16 protein-coding genes are annotated in these 15,847 nt (G+C 62.8%); 3 read left to right on the top strand and 13 right to left on the bottom strand.

What is annotated here, in order from left to right; genetic code table 11:
• Nucleotides 1-9: 9 nt before the first annotated feature.
• The 6 genes from GTP55_RS05660 to rpsF form a co-directional block, all read right to left on the bottom strand.
• Nucleotides 10-636, bottom strand: coding sequence for a DUF47 domain-containing protein (locus GTP55_RS05660; RefSeq protein WP_110844525.1), 627 nt, complete (start codon nucleotides 634-636; stop codon nucleotides 10-12).
• Between the two features lie 65 nt (nucleotides 637-701).
• Nucleotides 702-2,087: a replicative DNA helicase gene (locus GTP55_RS05655; protein WP_161043982.1), complete on the bottom strand. Its 1,386-nt coding sequence runs from the start codon at nucleotides 2,085-2,087 to the stop codon at nucleotides 702-704.
• A gap of 119 nt (nucleotides 2,088-2,206) precedes the next feature.
• Nucleotides 2,207-2,659 (bottom strand): 50S ribosomal protein L9, encoded by a 453-nt coding sequence (rplI, locus tag GTP55_RS05650; protein WP_110844527.1) that lies wholly within the window; start codon nucleotides 2,657-2,659, stop codon nucleotides 2,207-2,209.
• Between the two features lie 27 nt (nucleotides 2,660-2,686).
• Nucleotides 2,687-2,977 carry a 30S ribosomal protein S18 gene (gene rpsR, locus GTP55_RS05645; RefSeq protein ID WP_090176193.1) on the bottom strand — a complete coding sequence of 97 codons (291 nt, stop codon included), beginning with the start codon at nucleotides 2,975-2,977 and terminating at the stop codon, nucleotides 2,687-2,689.
• Between the two features lie 15 nt (nucleotides 2,978-2,992).
• A complete protein-coding gene (gene priB, locus GTP55_RS05640) occupies nucleotides 2,993-3,298 on the bottom strand; it encodes a primosomal replication protein N (RefSeq protein WP_161044245.1) in 306 nt (101 codons plus the stop codon).
• Between the two features lie 21 nt (nucleotides 3,299-3,319).
• Nucleotides 3,320-3,706, bottom strand: a complete 387-nt coding sequence (gene rpsF, locus GTP55_RS05635; RefSeq protein ID WP_110844529.1) for a 30S ribosomal protein S6 — start codon at nucleotides 3,704-3,706, stop codon at nucleotides 3,320-3,322.
• Nucleotides 3,707-3,863: 157 nt separating this feature from the next.
• Here rpsF and GTP55_RS05630 point away from each other — a divergent pair, with 157 nt between their 5' ends.
• From GTP55_RS05630 to lexA, 3 genes are all read left to right on the top strand, one after another.
• Nucleotides 3,864-4,604, top strand: coding sequence for a DUF5695 domain-containing protein (locus GTP55_RS05630; protein WP_161043981.1), 741 nt, complete (start codon nucleotides 3,864-3,866; stop codon nucleotides 4,602-4,604).
• A gap of 45 nt (nucleotides 4,605-4,649) precedes the next feature.
• Entirely contained in the window at nucleotides 4,650-7,262 is a 2,613-nt protein-coding gene (locus GTP55_RS05625) for a DUF5695 domain-containing protein (protein ID WP_202423578.1), read from the top strand.
• A gap of 93 nt (nucleotides 7,263-7,355) precedes the next feature.
• Nucleotides 7,356-7,994 (top strand): transcriptional repressor LexA, encoded by a 639-nt coding sequence (gene lexA, locus GTP55_RS05620; protein WP_110844531.1) that lies wholly within the window; start codon nucleotides 7,356-7,358, stop codon nucleotides 7,992-7,994.
• A gap of 192 nt (nucleotides 7,995-8,186) precedes the next feature.
• Here lexA and GTP55_RS05615 read toward each other — a convergent pair whose 3' ends face one another.
• The 7 genes from GTP55_RS05615 to accD form a co-directional block, all read right to left on the bottom strand.
• A complete protein-coding gene (locus GTP55_RS05615; RefSeq protein WP_161043980.1) occupies nucleotides 8,187-8,978 on the bottom strand; it encodes a tetratricopeptide repeat protein in 792 nt (263 codons plus the stop codon).
• A gap of 123 nt (nucleotides 8,979-9,101) precedes the next feature.
• Nucleotides 9,102-10,346: a cystathionine gamma-synthase family protein gene (locus GTP55_RS05610; RefSeq protein ID WP_161043979.1), complete on the bottom strand. Its 1,245-nt coding sequence runs from the start codon at nucleotides 10,344-10,346 to the stop codon at nucleotides 9,102-9,104.
• A gap of 2 nt (nucleotides 10,347-10,348) precedes the next feature.
• Nucleotides 10,349-11,875 (bottom strand): amidophosphoribosyltransferase, encoded by a 1,527-nt coding sequence (gene purF, locus GTP55_RS05605; RefSeq protein ID WP_110844534.1) that lies wholly within the window; start codon nucleotides 11,873-11,875, stop codon nucleotides 10,349-10,351.
• 50 nt (nucleotides 11,876-11,925) lie between these two features.
• On the bottom strand, nucleotides 11,926-12,414 hold the full coding sequence (locus GTP55_RS05600; RefSeq protein ID WP_161043978.1) for a CvpA family protein: 489 nt from the start codon (nucleotides 12,412-12,414) through the stop codon (nucleotides 11,926-11,928).
• Nucleotide 12,415: 1 nt separating this feature from the next.
• Nucleotides 12,416-13,444, bottom strand: a complete 1,029-nt coding sequence (locus tag GTP55_RS05595) for an SPOR domain-containing protein (protein WP_161043977.1) — start codon at nucleotides 13,442-13,444, stop codon at nucleotides 12,416-12,418.
• 22 nt (nucleotides 13,445-13,466) lie between these two features.
• Entirely contained in the window at nucleotides 13,467-14,756 is a 1,290-nt protein-coding gene (gene folC, locus GTP55_RS05590; RefSeq protein WP_161043976.1) for a bifunctional tetrahydrofolate synthase/dihydrofolate synthase, read from the bottom strand.
• A gap of 165 nt (nucleotides 14,757-14,921) precedes the next feature.
• Nucleotides 14,922-15,794: an acetyl-CoA carboxylase, carboxyltransferase subunit beta gene (gene accD, locus GTP55_RS05585; protein ID WP_110844538.1), complete on the bottom strand. Its 873-nt coding sequence runs from the start codon at nucleotides 15,792-15,794 to the stop codon at nucleotides 14,922-14,924.
• Between the last annotated feature and the right edge of the window lie 53 nt (nucleotides 15,795-15,847).

Below are 15,847 nucleotides of genomic sequence, written 5' to 3'. Positions count from 1 at the left end.
TTGTTATTCTTAAGCGTTTTCGACGATGATGCCTTCGATGATGTTGGCCACATCTTCGCAACGGTCGGTCACCGTTTCGAGGATTTCGTAAATGGCCTTCATCTTGATCAGGTTGCGCACGTCCGGTTCATCGCGGAACAGCTTGGACATGGCGGCGCGCATCACATGGTCGGCGTCCGACTCCAGGCGGTCGATCTCTTCGCAGATGGCGACGATCTGGCGCGAATTGTCCATGTTATGCAGCAGCGACACGGCTTCCTTGACCTTCTCGGCGCAGGCCAGCACCAGCTCGGCCAGGCGCTTGGCTTCCGGCGTGACGGAATGCAGGTCGTACAGCGATACGGTCTGGGCTGCGTCTTCCAGCAGGTCGAGGATGTCGTCCTGGCGCGTGATCAGCTTGTGGATGTCGTCGCGGTCGATCGGCGTGATGAAGGTTTTGTGCAGCAGGTCGACGGTCTGGTAGGTGATCTTGTCGGCCTGTTTCTCGATGCTCTCGATCGCGTGCACGCGGTTTTCCAGGTCATCGAAGTTGGACATCAGGCCCACCATTTCTTTAGCGCCTTTGACGCACAGCTCGGCGTGCTGATTAAACAGGTCAAAGAATTTGCCCTCGGTGGGCATCAAACGTCCAAACATATTTTTCTCCGTTTTATTACTACTGCAGATCGCCGGTCTCTTGGATGAGGCGCCGGCGCAAAGGATTAGTCACCCTGGTACACACCCAAGCTACCAGAGTAATTGCCAAATTTGGTGTACTGGCCGATCCAGGTCAGACGCACCGCGCCGATCGGGCCGTTACGCTGCTTACCGATAATGATTTCGGCCGTGCCCTTATCGGGCGAGTCGGGATTGTAGACCTCGTCGCGATACAGGAAGATGATGACGTCCGCATCCTGCTCGATAGCGCCGGATTCGCGCAAGTCGGACATGACGGGCCGTTTGTTGGGGCGTTGCTCCAGCGAACGGTTCAGCTGCGACAGCGCGATCACCGGACAGCCCAGCTCCTTGGCCAGGCCTTTGAGCGAACGCGAGATTTCCGAAATCTCGGAGGCGCGGTTGTCGCCCGGCTTGGAACCCTGCATCAGTTGCAGGTAGTCGACGATGATCAGACCGAGCTTGCCGCACTGGCGCGCCAGGCGGCGCGCGCGCGCGCGCATCTCGATCGGATTCAGCGCCGGGGTTTCGTCGATGAACACCTGGGCGTCGTTCATCTTCTGGATGGCGTGCGTCAGGCGCGGCCAATCCTCATCGTTCAGGCGGCCGGTGCGCAGGCGGTGCTGGTCGAGCTGGCCGACCGAACCGAGCATACGCATCGCCAGCTGGGTGCCGCCCATCTCCATCGAGAAAATCGCCACCGGCAAACCGGCTTCGATGGCGACGTTTTCACCGATGTTGACCGAAAATGCGGTTTTACCCATCGACGGACGGCCGGCCACGATGACCAGGTCGCCGCCCTGCAGACCCGAGGTCATGCGGTCGAGGTCGATGAAGCCGGTCGGCACGCCAGTGATTTCCGACTGGTTCTCGCGCGAGTACAGCTCATCGATGCGCTCGACCACCTGGGTCAGCAGCGGCTGCACCGCCAGCCAGCCGGCGGAACCGCGGGCGCCCTGCTCGGCAATCGCGAAAATGCGCGACTCGGCCTCGTCGAGGATTTCCTTGGTTTCCTTGCCCTGCGGGCTGAACGCCTGGCCGGAGATATCGTCGGCCACGGTGATCAGCTGGCGCAGCACCGAGCGGTCGCGCACGATCTCGGCGTAGCGGCGGATATTCGCGGCGGACGGCGTGTTCTGCGCCATCGCGTTCAGATAGGTCAGGCCGCCGACATCGTCGGCTTTGCCGAGCTGGGTCAGGGTCTCGAACACGGTGATGACGTCAGCCGGCCGCGAGCCGTTGATCATCTTGACGATCTGCTCGAAGATGATGCGGTGGTCGTAGCGGTAGAAGTCTTCCGGATGCATCATGTCGGCGATACGGTCGAAAGACGCGTTATCGCGCAGCAGGCCGCCGATGACGGACTGTTCTGCTTCGATGGAGTGCGGCGGGACGCGGAGCGAATCGACTTGCGGATCGGAGGGGGCGTTCATGGCGCGAATTATACCTGCTTGTGCCGTACTACAAAATTATGACGAGAAAAAAGCCGGGGCAAAGCCCGGCTTTTTTAAGGGTGTTGCAAACCAGACAGGCGTTGCCGCCCGGTCCAGTCTTAGGCAGCTTCGCCGACTACGGCAACGGTCACTTCCGCCAGCACATCGGTGTGCAGCGAAACGGTGACTGGGAACTCGCCGACGGTCTTCAGCGGACCGGTTGGCAGGCGCACAGCAGCTTTTTCCACTGCGAAGCCAGCTTTGCTCAGCGCTTCAGCGATGTCGAAGTTGGTGACCGAGCCGAACAGACGGCCGTCCACACCAGCTTTTTGCGAAACGGTCACGGTCATGCCGTTCAGTTTCTCGCCTTGGGCTTGGGCAGCAGCCAGTTTAGCGGCAGCAGCTTTTTCCAGTTCAGCGCGTTTGGCTTCGAATTCCGCGATAGCCGACGTGGTTGCACGACGGGCCATTTTTTGCGGGATCAGGAAGTTACGTGCGTAGCCGTCTTTAACTTTAACGACTTCACCCAGGTTGCCCAGATTGACAACTTTTTCCAACAGAATGATTTGCATAGTTCTTCTCCAGTTACTCTGCCGCGATTAAGCGTTGTGCAGATCGGTGTACGGCAGCAGGGCCAGATAGCGAGCGCGCTTGATGGCGGTGTCAACTTGACGCTGGTAGTGCGCCTTGGTACCGGTCAGACGTGCTGGCATGATTTTGCCGTTTTCCTGGACGAAGTCTTTCAGGGTGTCTACGTCTTTGTAGTCTACTTGCTCAACGCCAGCGGCGGTGAAGCGGCAGAACTTCTTGCGCTTGAACAGTGGGTTTTGTTGCTTGCGCTTTTCTTTCAGCTTGAGCTTGTTTTTGTCGAACTTTTTACCGAATGCCATTTTAGGCTCCTGTATTTAAATTGCGCTGTCTTGGACAGCACTAAAATCAATGATGTGAAACACCAGGCTTTTGCTATTGCGGCTTTTCTTGTTGAGAAAACCGGTGAACTGATACAGCCCTGCCAGCGGCGTCTGACTGAAGCGGCCTGAAATCTCGCCCGCGGCAATCGCGGACACTTCAAACTCGCTCAATCGGGCGATGCCCGCCTCCATCTGCTGCGACCGGTGCTGGAGTACAGCATTGACGATCGGCATACCGGCCGGGGTGTAACGGATTGCATCCCGTTCGGCGATGAGGGCGATGAACTGGAGCTGGTTCAGCGCGGTTCCTTCTCAGACCAATTAAGCAGCGGCTGGAGCAGCAGCGGCTGGGGCTTCGGTGCGATGCGATTTCGCTGCATCTTCGCGTTGTACCGACTTCATCATTGGCGAAGGAGCGGTTTCGGCTTTCTTCAGCTTGACGGTCAGGTGACGCAGAACGGCATCATTGAATTTGAATGCGGTTTCCAGCTCAACCAGGGTTTCGTTGTCTGCTTCGATGTTCAGGCAGATGTAGTGCGCTTTGGCCAGTTTCTGGATTGGGTAAGCCATTTGGCGGCGGCCCCAATCTTCCACGCGGTGCACGGAGCCGCCGCGAGTCGTTACGGTTGCTTTGTAACGTTCGATCATGGCGGGCACTTGCTCGCTCTGGTCCGGGTGGACGATAAATACGATTTCGTAGTGACGCATGTATAACTCCCTTAAGGACTTGAAAATGAGCCCACCCTGGCGTCAAGACAGGTGTGGGAAGAGGTAAGCCCGCGACTATACCAGCTTTTCAGGCGAAACGCCAGCCCGGCCATGCCGGTGTTACAGTGCGTCTTATTGTCGTTCAAACAGGATTGCCATGACGTCACATTTCTCCGCCTGGCTGCTGCCGGTGGCCGTACTGGCCGCCTCCCCTGCCCTCGCCGCCGACTATCCGGCCATCCAGACCAAGGCCTACAGCACGCCGCAACTGCTGTTCGCGCTGCGCACCGACACCCAGACGCTGGCGCGGCTGACGCCGGTCGCCGACCCCAGCCACGATTTCACGCTCGGCCCGCGCGAGCAAGAACGCCAGTTCGACGGCTACCGCCACATCGGCGACCTGACGCTGAAGTTGCGCCAGGGCGGCGGCGCCTGGCAGGACTACACCTCGTACACCGCGCGTCAGCCGATCCGCGTGCTGCCGGCGGTGCGCGCCTTGGCGACGGCCGACATCAGCGCCAGCTTCGGCGCCGGCCTGCCGCTAACAGTGGAACGGCGCTGGATCAACGACAAGGGCACGCTGGTGCTGCGCTACACGCTGATCAACCGCAGCAAACAGCCGGTGGAAGTGGCCGAGGCCGGCATGCCGCTGATTGTCGACCAGAGCGGCGGCGTCAAGGCGCGCCCCGGCGACCAGGGCGTGGTGGAAGTCAGACGGCCGGACGGCCAGCGGCCAACGCTAAGGATTCAGCCGGATGGCCGCACACCACTCAACAGCTGGCAGCCGCCGGTGGAACAACGCGCAACCGGTGAAAACCACCCCAGCTGGGTCACTGGCGGCTTCATGCTGAAACCCGGCGCCCGGCGCGACATCGGCCTGCGCTTCGTGGTCCGCTAAACCTGCGAGTTGGTTAGAATGTGTGCATTGCCCTCAGGAATGCACATGAAATCCTTGTTCGCCGCTGCCGCCCTCGTTGTCGCCCTTCCCTCCCTCGCCGCAAACCAGGCCTACAGCACGCCGCAACTGCTGCTGGCCCTGCGCGCCGACACGCAAACGCTGGCGCGGCTGACGCCGGTCAGCGATCCCGGCTTCGATTTCACGCCCGGCACGCGGGAACAGGAACGGCGCGGCAACGGCTACGCCCACATCGGCGACCTCAATCTGCGGCTACGCAGCGGCGACGGCGCCTGGCAGGACTATTCGTCGTCCAAAGATCGAAAACCGGTGCGCGTGCTGGCGGCCGGCCGCGCGCTGGCGGCCGCCGACATCAGCGCCACGTTCGGCGCCGGCCTGCCGCTGACGGTGGAACGGCGCTGGCTCAACGACAAAGGCGCACTGGTGCTGCGCTTCACGCTGATCAACCGCTCGACCCAGCCGGTGGAAATCGGCGGCCTCGGCATGCCGATGGTGTTCGACAACATCATCACCGACCGTACGCTGGAGCAGGCCCACGCCAGTGCCAGCTTCGCCGATCCCTACATCGGCCGCGACGCCGGCTATGTGCAGGTGACGCGCCTCAACGGCCAGGGCCCGGCGCTGCTGGTGCTGCCGGATGGTCACACGCCGCTGGAAGCCTGGCGCCCGATCGAGGACAACAGCAAGCGCGCGCAGACCGCCGAAGGCTTTTACGACTGGACCGTCGCCAGCAGGGCCTACGCGGAAACCGACTGGAAAAACGCCGGCCAGCAATGGAACACCCCCACCAGCCTGACGCTGCAGGCGGGCGAACGGCGCGAGATCGGAGTGCGCTTCGTCACCGCGCCGACCATCCGCGCCATCGAACAGACGCTGGTGGCGCAACAGCGGCCGGTGGCGATCGGCATCCCCGGCTACGTGGTGCCGACCGACCTGGATGCCACGCTGTTCCTGCACAACCCGCAAAAGATAGCGCGCATCGACGCCGAACCGGCCGGCGCGCTGACTGCCACGCCGACGACAGCGCCGGCCAGCGCCGCCGCCAAAGGCTGGCTGCGCTACACCATCAAGAGCCAGGGCTGGGGACCGGCGCGCCTGAACATCACCTACGCCGACCACAGCGTGCAGACCATCAGCTACTTCATTACCAAGCCGCTGGAACAGGCCGTGGCCGACCTCGGCCGCTTCAGCACCACCCAGCAATGGTTTGATGACAAGACCGATCCATTCCAGCGCGCGCCGGCCATCCTGACCTACGACAACGACGCCAAACGCATCGTCACCGACGACACCCGCGTGTGGATCTCCGGCATGAGCGATGAAGGCGGCGCCGGCAGCTGGGTGGCCGCCATCATGAAGCAGCTCGACAACCCGGATGCGGCCGAAGTGGCCAAGCTGGAACGCCTGGTCAACGAGACCATCGTCGGCAAGCTGCAAGTGGCGGACGGTCCGCAGGCCGGCGCCGTGCGCAAGAGCCTGTTTTACTACGATCCGCAAGCCTTCCCTGCCTATTACGATGCCACGCAAGACTGGAAGACCTGGACCTCGTGGAGCAAGAAGGACGCCGGCGACCTCGGCCGCGCCTACAACTATCCGCACGTGGCGATCGGCCACTGGGTGCTGTACCGGCTGGCGCGCAACCACAGCGGCCTGGTCACCGCGCACGACTGGCGCTGGTATCTGCAGCACGCCTACCAGACCGTGGTGGCGATGGAACGCGACGCGCCGGAGTACGCGCAGTTCGGCCTGATGGAAGGCGACGTCTTCGTCGACATCCTGCAAGACCTGCAGCGCGAAGGCCTGCAAGCCGAAGCGGCCAACATGGAACGCCTGATGAAGCAGCGCGCCGACCACTGGCGCTCGCTGGCCTATCCGTTCGGCAGCGAGATGGCGTGGGACTCGACCGGCCAGGCCGAGGTCTACGCGTGGATGCGCTACTTCGGCTATCAGAAGCAGGCCGACATCACGCGCGAAGTCATCCTCGGCTATGACCCGGCGCTGCCCAGCTGGGGCTACAACGGCAACGCCCGCCGCTACTGGGACTTCCTGTACGGCGGCAAGACGCGCCGCATCGAACGCCAGCTGCACCACTACGGCTCGACGCTGAACGCGGTGCCGCTGTTTGCCGCCTATCGCGCCAACCCGTCCGACCTGCATCTGCTGCGCGTGGCGTACGGCGGTCTGCTAGGCGGCATCACCAATATCGACCAGCAAGGCTTTGCCTCGGCCGCCTTCCACGCGTGGCCGGACATGATGCGCTGGGACGCCTACAGCGGCGACTATGGCATGGGCTTCTACGGCCACGCCTACGCCACCGCCACCTACGTGCTCAACGATCCGCTATTCGGCTGGCTGGCCTTCGGCGCCAACCTGCGCCATCACGGCGCCATATTGCACGTCACGCCCAGGGACAGCGCGCGCAGCCGCCTGTTCGTGGCCTCGACCCGCACCTGGATCACGCTGGAAGCCGGCAAGATCGACAGCGCCGACATCGACACCCGCAGCGGCGCCATCACGCTGCAACTGGCGCCGCGGACGGCCTCGACGCCGACCGCGCGCGTGATCGTCGAGCGCAACGGCAAGCGCAGCGAGTCGCTGGTGACGCTGGCAGAGGGCGGCACCACCTGGCGCGGCGAGTGAATTTATTTCGTGCGAGGCAACAAATTCTCTTGCATTTCAAGGCATACTGTACAAAAATACAGACTGTCTATATACACAGGCTCACCGTACCCCATGCTTAAGCTCACCGCCCGCCAGGAACAAATCCTGAATCTGATCAAGGACGCGATCGAAAACACCGGTTTCCCACCGACGCGCGCCGAGATCGCCAATGAACTGGGCTTCAAGTCCGCCAACGCCGCCGAGGAACACTTGCAGGCGCTGGCCCGCAAGGGTGCAATTGAAATCGCCGCCGGCACCTCGCGCGGCATCCGCCTGCTGGGCGTGCACGCCGAACCGGCCGCGTCGAAAATCCCGGCCGCGCTGATGATGTCGCTGCCGCTGATCGGCCGCGTGGCCGCCGGCTCGCCGATCCTGGCGCAAGAGAACCTGGAAACCAACTACAACGTCGACCCGGCCATGTTCGCCGCCAAGCCGGACTATCTGCTGAAAGTACGCGGAGAATCGATGCGCGACGCCGGCATCATGGACGGCGATTTGCTGGCCGTGAAAAAAGTCGATAGCGCCAAGAATGGCCAGATCGTCGTCGCCCGCATCGGCAACGACGTCACGGTCAAGCGCTACCGCAAGACCGGCGGACTGATCGAGCTGCTGCCGGAAAACCCGGACTTCAAGATCATCACCGTCGATCCGGAAGCGGACGAGTTTGCGCTGGAAGGCCTGGCGGTCGGCCTGATGCGCACCTGGCACTAAAACCAGACAGGCCGCACTCACGGTGATGCCGTGAAGTTAAGCTGAAATTTCACATTGTCATTCCCGCGCAAGCGGGAATCCATAGTACGTCTGCCGGGCAAGCGCGGCATCGGTCCCCGCTTTCGCGGGAACGACGTTGTTCAACTAAACTGCATTCTGCAGTTGCGGGCTGTGTTACTTCCGGAGCCGGCGTTAGCGCGCGCCTCCTGGCGAGGTGAAGCCGACACCCTTGTCGCGGTTGATCGCCCGCACCTTCTCATCTTGCGCGCGCATCAGCGCCAGGTCGGAGGCCGTCTTGGCGTTGGCGCTGACCACATGGCTGTTGGTCCGTTCGCGCCACGCATCCTGCGCCGCCAGCATCGCATCCGCTTCCACCTTGGCGTCGCCGGCGGCACTGGCATACGCCTTGTCCAGGAGCGCCACGGCAGCGGTAATTTCCTCGTCCGTCATCACATTCTGCAAGTCGGCTGGAATGGCTTTGCCGACCGGCAGCAAGGTGGTCAGGTTGCTGACGAAGCCCTTGTAGCAGTGCTGCCAGCCGTCGATGCCGGCCGTCACCTTCTTGATGTCTTCGGCCGTGGTGGAGAGCACCGGAATGGCCGGCTTGACGCAATTGAACTTGTTCAGGCGGACATCGGCGCCGTCGTACTGCTTGACGTAGTAATCGATCTTGGCCTGATTGGCCGCGCGCTGCGGCGTCAGCTGCAAGGCCTGGCGCGCATCGGCGACACCGGCATCGGCGGCTTTGCGGAACAGTTCGTCGGCCTTGGCCGTGTCGGCCGGCGTGCCTTCGCCATACCAGTACAGTTCACCCAGATGGAATTGCGCCACGGCGTTGCCGCTGGCCGCCAGCTTGGCGTAGATCGGCAATGCGCGCGCGTACTCCTTGGCCGCCACGAAGCGGTCGGCATCCGCCAGTTCATCCGCTACGGCAGCGCCACAGAACAGTACAAACCCCAGGCCCAGCAATTGACGTGTTTTCATCTCAACCCCTGATTTAATTATCGAAACAGCAAAATCCAGTGTACCTCAAGGATTTTGCCATCGCATTAATTTAGTATCAGGTTCGCAACCTTGCGACAAAACCGCAACACCCAGCCTGGGTGATCAGCAACCTTCCAGCGCGGTGCAGAAGTCGTCCAGCAGGTCGGCGGTATCTTCGATGCCGACCGAAACGCGGATCAGCGATTCGGCAATGCCCATTGAGGCGCGGCGTTCGGCCCCCATCTCGTAGAAGATGGTGTGCGCGACCGGGATGATCAGCGTGCGGTTGTCGCCCAGGTTGGAGGCCGGAATCGCCAGCTTCAGGCGGTTCAGGAAGTCGAAGCAATCCAGGCCGTCCTTCAGCTCAAAGCTCAGCAGCGAGCCATGCGCGCGGAACAGTTCCCCACTGATGGCGTGCTGCGGGTGCGACTTCAGCCCCGGATAGTAGACCGCGGCGACGCGCTCATCCTTCTCCAGCAACTCGGCCAGCGCCATCGCGTTGGCCGTGGTGCGCTGCATGCGCAAGGCCAGCGTTTCAGCGCCGACCGCGATATGGTGCGCGGCGTCCGGCGCCAGCGAGGAACCGAAGTCGCGCAGCGCCTTGGCGCGGATCTGGGCCAGCCCCCATTGCAGCGGCGCGGCTTTCTTGTAATTCTCGTAGATATTCGGGAAGCGGGTCCAGTCGTAGGCGCCGGTATCGGTCAGGCTGCCGCCCAGCGCATTGCCGTGGCCACCGATCGACTTGGTCAGCGCGTTGACCACCAGGCCCGCCCCCACCGCTTTCGGCAGGAACAGGTACGGCGTGGTCATGGTGTTATCTACCACGTACAGGATGCCGCGCGCCTGGCACAGTTCGCCGATGCGCTTCAGGTCCGCCACTTGCGTGCGCGGATTGGCGATGGTCTCGACGAACACCACGCGGGTGTTCTCGGTGATGGCCGCTTCGACATTCGCCACATCGGTCGCGTCGACGAAGGACACACCGATGCCCTGGCTCATGGCGGTCTGCCACAGGCTGTTGGTGTTACCGAACAAGAAGGCCGACGACACCACATGATCACCCGTCCGCAGCAGCGCCTGCACCACGGCGCCGATCGCCCCCATGCCGGTGGCGAAGCAGATCGTGCCCACGCCCTGCTCCATCTTGTTGACCTTGTCTTCCAGCGCCGAGATGGTCGGATTGCCCTGGCGGCCGTAGCGGAAGCCCGCTTCCTTGCCCTGGAAGACCGAGGCCAGCTGGCGCGCATCGGCGTAGCCGAAGGCCACCGAGGTATGGATCGGCTTGTGCAGCGAACCGTGTTCGATGCCCTTCTGGCGGTCGCCGTGCAGGATGGTGGTGGTGAAGCCGTAGTTCTTCTTGTCACTCATGGTTACGCTTCGCTGGCTGCCAGGTTCAGGTTCAGCTGCGAACGGCCCGCATCTTCCGGCGCGGCGGCCTTGGTCGGGTGGTGACGCTCGTATTCCAGTTTATCCAGATACTCGCGGGTCACGTCGCCGGTCACGTAGACGCCGTCGAAGCACGATGCTTCGAAATTGGTCAGCGCCGGATTGACATCCGAAATCGCGCGTTTCAGCGCATCGATGTCCTGGTACACCAGGGCGTCGGCGGTGATTTCGCGGCAGACTTCTTCCACCGTGCGGCCGTGGGCGATCAGCTCGTCGCGGGTCGGCATGTCGATGCCGTACACGTTCGGGTAGATCACCGGTGGCGCCGCCGACGCGAAGATCACCTTGGTGGCGCCGGAGTCGCGCGCCATCTGCACGATCTCGCGGCTGGTGGTGCCGCGCACGATCGAGTCATCGACCAGCAGCACGACCTTGCCCTTGAATTCGTCCGGAATCGCGTTCAGCTTCTGGCGCACCGATTTCTTGCGCGCGGCCTGGCCCGGCATGATGAAGGTCCGGCCGATGTAGCGGTTCTTGATGAAGCCTTCGCGGTATTCCACGTTCAGCGCCAGCGCCAGCTGGATCGCGGCCGGACGCGACGAGTCCGGGATAGGCATGACGACGTCGATCTTCATGTCTTTCAGCTCGCGCTTGATCTTTTCGGCCAGGTACTCGCCCATTTTCAGGCGGGTGGCGTACACCGAGGCGCCGTCGATCACCGAATCCGGACGGGCCAGGTAGACGAACTCGAACACGCATGGGTTCAGCGACGGATTGTCGGCGCACTGGCGCGAATGCAGCTGCTTGTTGGTGTCGATGAAGACCGCTTCGCCCGGCGCGATGTCGCGCACAAAGCGGAAGCCCATGCCTTCCAGCGCCACCGATTCCGAGGCGATCAGGTATTCGGTGCCTTCGGCGGTTTCATTAATGCCCAGGCACAGCGGACGGATGCCGAACGGATCGCGGAACGCCAGCAGGCCGACGCCGGCGATCTGCGCCACGGCCGCATAACCGCCGCGCACGCGGCGGTGCAGCACGGTCACCGCGTTGAAGATGGTGTTGGCGTCGATCGAAATGCCGACCGTGGCTTTTTCGATTTCGTGCGCCAGCACGTTCAGCAGCACTTCCGAATCGGAATCGGTGTTGATGTGGCGGCGATCATTCTCGAACATCTCTTTTTTGAGCTGTTCCCAGTTGGTCAGGTTGCCATTGTGGGCCAGCGTGATGCCGAACGGGGCATTGACGTAGAACGGTTGCGCCTCTTCCTCGCTCGACGAGCCGGCGGTTGGGTAGCGGCAGTGGCCGATACCGGAGTTGCCTTGCAGCGTACGCATGTTACGCGTACGGAAAACGTCGCGCACCAGGCCGTTGGCCTTGTGCATGGCGAACATGCTGCTGTGATTGGTCGCGATACCTGCCGCATCCTGACCGCGGTGCTGCAACAGCAGCAAGGCGTCATACAGCATTTGGTTGACAGGTTGATGGGAAACGACGCCGACAATGCCACACATGATGGTGCTCCTGGACTGGACTACAGATTTAAAAACGCAGATTTAAGAATTCAAAAATTTACATGCTGCGCGATGGCAGCGGGAAGATAGGGCTTGGCGATCCGTACGCCTTCTTCCGCGTAGGGACTCAACATCGCATGCTTCCAAAAATCCTGTTGCGGCAGCGAGGTCATCCCACTCAAGATGACGGCGGCCAGCACAATTACAAGCCCACGGGCCACGCCGAACGCGGCGCCGAGCACGCGGTCGATGAAGCTCAGGCCGCCCGCGTCAAGCAAGGCGTCCAGCGCCAGCGACAACAGGCTCATTAAAATCCGCGCACCGATAAACAGTGCGATAAAGGCCACGATCAGCCGCAGCACTTCGCCCGGCACCGCCGCCGGCAGCATCTGCGCCAGCGGCGCGGCGTAGGCATTGGCCACCACGAACGCGACGATCCAGCTCAGCAGCGACAGCACTTCCTTCACCAGTCCGCGCACCAGCCCAATGATGACCGACGTGGCCAGCACGAAGATCACCAGGTAGTCGAAGAGCGTCACGTCAGACGGTTTCCAGGCGGCCGTCCAGGCCCATGCTGGTCAGCTTGGCCTTGACCTTCTCGGCCTCTTCCTTGCTGCTGAACGGGCCGACCCGCACGCGGGTGATGCCCGACGGCGTTTTCTGCGTAAACGAGCTGATGCCGGCGTTTTTCAGTTTGGCGCGCAGCTCGTCCGCCTTGCCCTGGTCGCTCAACGCGGCCACTTGCAGCACGAATTTCTGGCCGCCTTCGGCCGCCGGCGCGGCGCCCTTGCCTTCCAGGATGGCCAGCGCGCGGGCGTCGTCGGACTTGGACGGCGCGGCGGCCGGCTTGGCTTCGGCGGCCTTGGCGGCTTTGGCTTCGGCCAGCTTGCGTTCGGCCTCCTTGTCGGCTTTCAGCCTGGCTTCCGCTTTGGCCTCAGCCTGCTTGCGTTCCTGTTCCTGCCTGGTGTCGGCGTCCTGGCGGGCTTTGAGCTCGCGTTCCGCCTTGGCGTCGGCTTGCGCCTTGGCCATGAGTTCCGCGCGGGCGTCCGCCTTGGCCTTGGCTTCCAGCCTGGCGGCGTCCTGTTTGGTGGTGTCGACGGCGGCCACCACCGGCGCGGCGGCGGCAGCTACGGGCGCGGCGGCTGGCTTGGCGGCCGGCTTGACGTCCTCGACGATTTCTTCCCGGCTGTCCAGCGCGGCGTTGGCCAGCACGCTGGCGGCAGGCGCGGGCGCGGCTGCAACCTCGGCCGGCTTGTCCTTGGACGGAATTTTAATTTCGATATCGGACGCCATCTGCTTGGGCTCGGAATCGAGCAGCATCGGCAGGCCGACCGCGACGCCCAGCGCCAGCATGATGGCGCCGACCAGGCGGCGGCGCGCGCGTTTCTTTTCCGGCAACACCGGATCGTTCTCTTCGCGGTCGCGCGAGCGGCGCTTGGGACCATCGGCTGACGACGCGCGCTTGGAGCGGGCGCGTTCCGTTGCCGCCTGGTCATCGGCGCTGGTGTAATAGCCGCTGTCCTGGCCAGCGTCTTGCTTGTTTTTACCGGATTTCGAGAACAAGCCCATGCGTGATTTCAGTCCTGTGCGTTCAGTGGAGTGAGGATTTTCGTGCCGCCATGACACCGGCCACGGTCAGGAACGATCCAAAGACCACAATTCTATCATCCTCACCGGCCCGGCTGACGGCATTTGCGTACGCGGCAGCCGGATCATCGAACACATTGATGGTGCGTTCGTCGCGCTCCGGCTGCACCACCAGCACCTTGGCGGCCAGCTCGGCGGCACTGGCCGAACGCGGCGACGGCAGCGTCGCCAGGCACCAGTGGTCGACGTGCTCGGACATGGCGGCGATCACGCCGTCAATATCCTTGTCCTGCATCGAGCCGAACACCGCGTAGGTGTAGCGGTGGAAACCCATGTTGCCGAGGTTCTGATTCAGTGCGGCGGCGGCGTGCGGATTGTGGGCGACGTCGAGGATGGTGGTCGGACGGCCCGGCAACACCTGGAAGCGGCCCGGCAATTCCACCGTCACCAGCCCGGTGCGCACTTCCTGCGCGCCGACCGGCAATTCCAGCTTGAGCGCTTCCAGCGCAGCCAGCGCGGCGCAGGCGTTGAGAATCTGGTTGGCGCCACGCAGGCTCGGGTAGGCCAGCGAATTGCGGCGCTGGTTGCGACCGCCGTAGCTCCACTGCTGCTTGTCGCCGGAGTAATTGAAATCGCGGCCCATCAGCCACAGGTCGGCGCCGATGGCTGCGGCGTGGTCGATCAGCGACTGCGGCGGCACCGGGTCGGAGCAGATCGCGGTTTTGCCGGCGCGGAAGATGCCGGCCTTCTCGAAGCCGATTTTCTCGCGGGTGTCGCCCAGGTAGTCGGTGTGGTCGATATCGACGCTGGTGACGATGGAGACATCGGCGTCAACGATGTTGACCGCATCCAGGCGTCCGCCCAGGCCCACTTCCAGGATCACCACGTCCATGCCGGCTTGCGACAGCAGCTTCATGATGGCCAGCGTGGTGAATTCAAAGTAGGTCAGCGTGGTGTCGCCACGGGCGGCTTCGACCTCGTTGAAGGCCGCCACCAGCACGGCATCGCTGGCCAGGTCGCCGTTGACGCGGGCGCGCTCGTTGAAATCGAGGAAATGCGGCTTGATGTACAGGCCGACTTTATAGCCGGCGCGCAGCAGGATCGATTCCAGCATTGAGCAGGTCGAGCCCTTGCCGTTGGTGCCGGCCACCATGATGACCGGGCAGCTGAAGCTCAGTTGCAAACGTTCCTTGACGGCGAGAACACGGTCCAGGCCCATGTTGATGACGGTTTCGGCATGGCGCGATTCAAGCAGCGCAAGCCAGGCGGGCAAAGTAGTTGGGAGGTTCGACATGATGGGACTCTGAAATGGAAACGGCGCGCAGGCCGGATGATATCCGATTGCGCGCCGCAGTGTGTGGCGATGGCCCAAAACCGTCATTCCCGCGCAGGCGGGAATCCATGCTGAGTTAGCCGTTCAGCACGCCATGGGTTGCCGCCGGCGCGGGAACGACGGAAATTAAGCCAGAACCTCTACCGGTTGATTTTGCAGCAAGGCCAGCAGACGGGCGATTTCTTCGCGCATCTTGCGGCGGTCGACGATCATGTCCACCGCGCCTTTGGTCACCAGGAACTCGGCGCGCTGGAAGCCTTCCGGCAGTTTCTCGCGCACGGTGTTCTCGATCACGCGCGGGCCGGCGAAGCCGATCAGCGCTTTTGGCTCGGCGATGACCACGTCGCCCATGAAGGCGAACGAAGCCGACACGCCGCCCATGGTCGGGTCGGTCAGCACGCTGATGAACGGCAGTTTCTTTTCTGACAACTTGGTCAGCATGGCAGTGGTCTTGGCCATCTGCATCAGCGACAGCAGACCTTCCTGCATGCGGGCGCCGCCGGTGGCGGTGATGCAAATGAACGGCACTTTCTGTTCCAGCGCCTGTTGCGCGCCGCGCACGAAGCGCTCGCCCACCACGGAGCCCATCGAGCCGCCCATGAATTCGAATTCGAAGCACGCCACCACGACCGGCAGGCTCATGATGGAGCCGCCCATGACGATCAGCGCATCGGTCTCGCCGGTGGCTTCCATGGCTTGCTTGAGGCGGTCCGGGTATTTCTTGCTGTCCTTGAACTTCAGCGTATCGACCGGCAGCGTGTCCATGCCGATTTCATAACGACCGCCGGCATCGAACAGGCTATCGAGGCGTTCGCGGGCGCGAATGCGCATGTGGTGGTCGCATTTCGGGCAGACGTGCAGGTTGGATTCCAGATCGGTGCGGTACAGGACGGCTTCGCACGATGGGCATTTGACCCACAGGCCTTCCGGCATGGTCTTGCGCGCGGCAGCGTCGGAACGCTGGATTCGGGGGGGCAGCAGTTTTTCCAGCCAACTCATAAATTCTCCTTGCAGCTTACTCGTGGGCCGAAGTGTAGCGGTTTCTCGCAGAC

The sequence above is a fragment of the Duganella margarita genome (assembly GCF_009857535.1).
GTDB lineage: Bacteria > Pseudomonadota > Gammaproteobacteria > Burkholderiales > Burkholderiaceae_D > Rugamonas > Rugamonas margarita.
The sequence above is the reverse complement of the archived record's forward strand: the minus strand, read 5'-3'. Positions and strand labels throughout refer to the sequence as shown.

Bases quoted from the DNA above. Each gene is read 5' to 3' on its own strand.
- rpsR (WP_090176193.1), bottom strand. From the start codon at position 2,977: ATGGCATTCGGTAAAAAGTTCGACAAAAACAAGCTCAAGCTGAAAGAA.
- GTP55_RS05615 (WP_161043980.1), bottom strand. From the start codon at position 8,978: ATGAAAACACGTCAATTGCTGGGCCTGGGGTTTGTACTGTTCTGTGGC.
- folC (WP_161043976.1), bottom strand. From the start codon at position 14,756: ATGTCGAACCTCCCAACTACTTTGCCCGCCTGGCTTGCGCTGCTTGAA.
- GTP55_RS05625 (WP_202423578.1), top strand. From the start codon at position 4,650: ATGAAATCCTTGTTCGCCGCTGCCGCCCTCGTTGTCGCCCTTCCCTCC.
- rplI (WP_110844527.1), bottom strand. From the start codon at position 2,659: ATGCAAATCATTCTGTTGGAAAAAGTTGTCAATCTGGGCAACCTGGGT.
- GTP55_RS05655 (WP_161043982.1), bottom strand. From the start codon at position 2,087: ATGAACGCCCCCTCCGATCCGCAAGTCGATTCGCTCCGCGTCCCGCCG.
- GTP55_RS05595 (WP_161043977.1), bottom strand. From the start codon at position 13,444: ATGGGCTTGTTCTCGAAATCCGGTAAAAACAAGCAAGACGCTGGCCAG.
- lexA (WP_110844531.1), top strand. From the start codon at position 7,356: ATGCTTAAGCTCACCGCCCGCCAGGAACAAATCCTGAATCTGATCAAG.
- GTP55_RS05610 (WP_161043979.1), bottom strand. From the start codon at position 10,346: ATGAGTGACAAGAAGAACTACGGCTTCACCACCACCATCCTGCACGGC.
- GTP55_RS05660 (WP_110844525.1), bottom strand. From the start codon at position 636: ATGTTTGGACGTTTGATGCCCACCGAGGGCAAATTCTTTGACCTGTTT.
- GTP55_RS05630 (WP_161043981.1), top strand. From the start codon at position 3,864: ATGACGTCACATTTCTCCGCCTGGCTGCTGCCGGTGGCCGTACTGGCC.
- purF (WP_110844534.1), bottom strand. From the start codon at position 11,875: ATGTGTGGCATTGTCGGCGTCGTTTCCCATCAACCTGTCAACCAAATG.
- rpsF (WP_110844529.1), bottom strand. From the start codon at position 3,706: ATGCGTCACTACGAAATCGTATTTATCGTCCACCCGGACCAGAGCGAG.
- accD (WP_110844538.1), bottom strand. From the start codon at position 15,794: ATGAGTTGGCTGGAAAAACTGCTGCCCCCCCGAATCCAGCGTTCCGAC.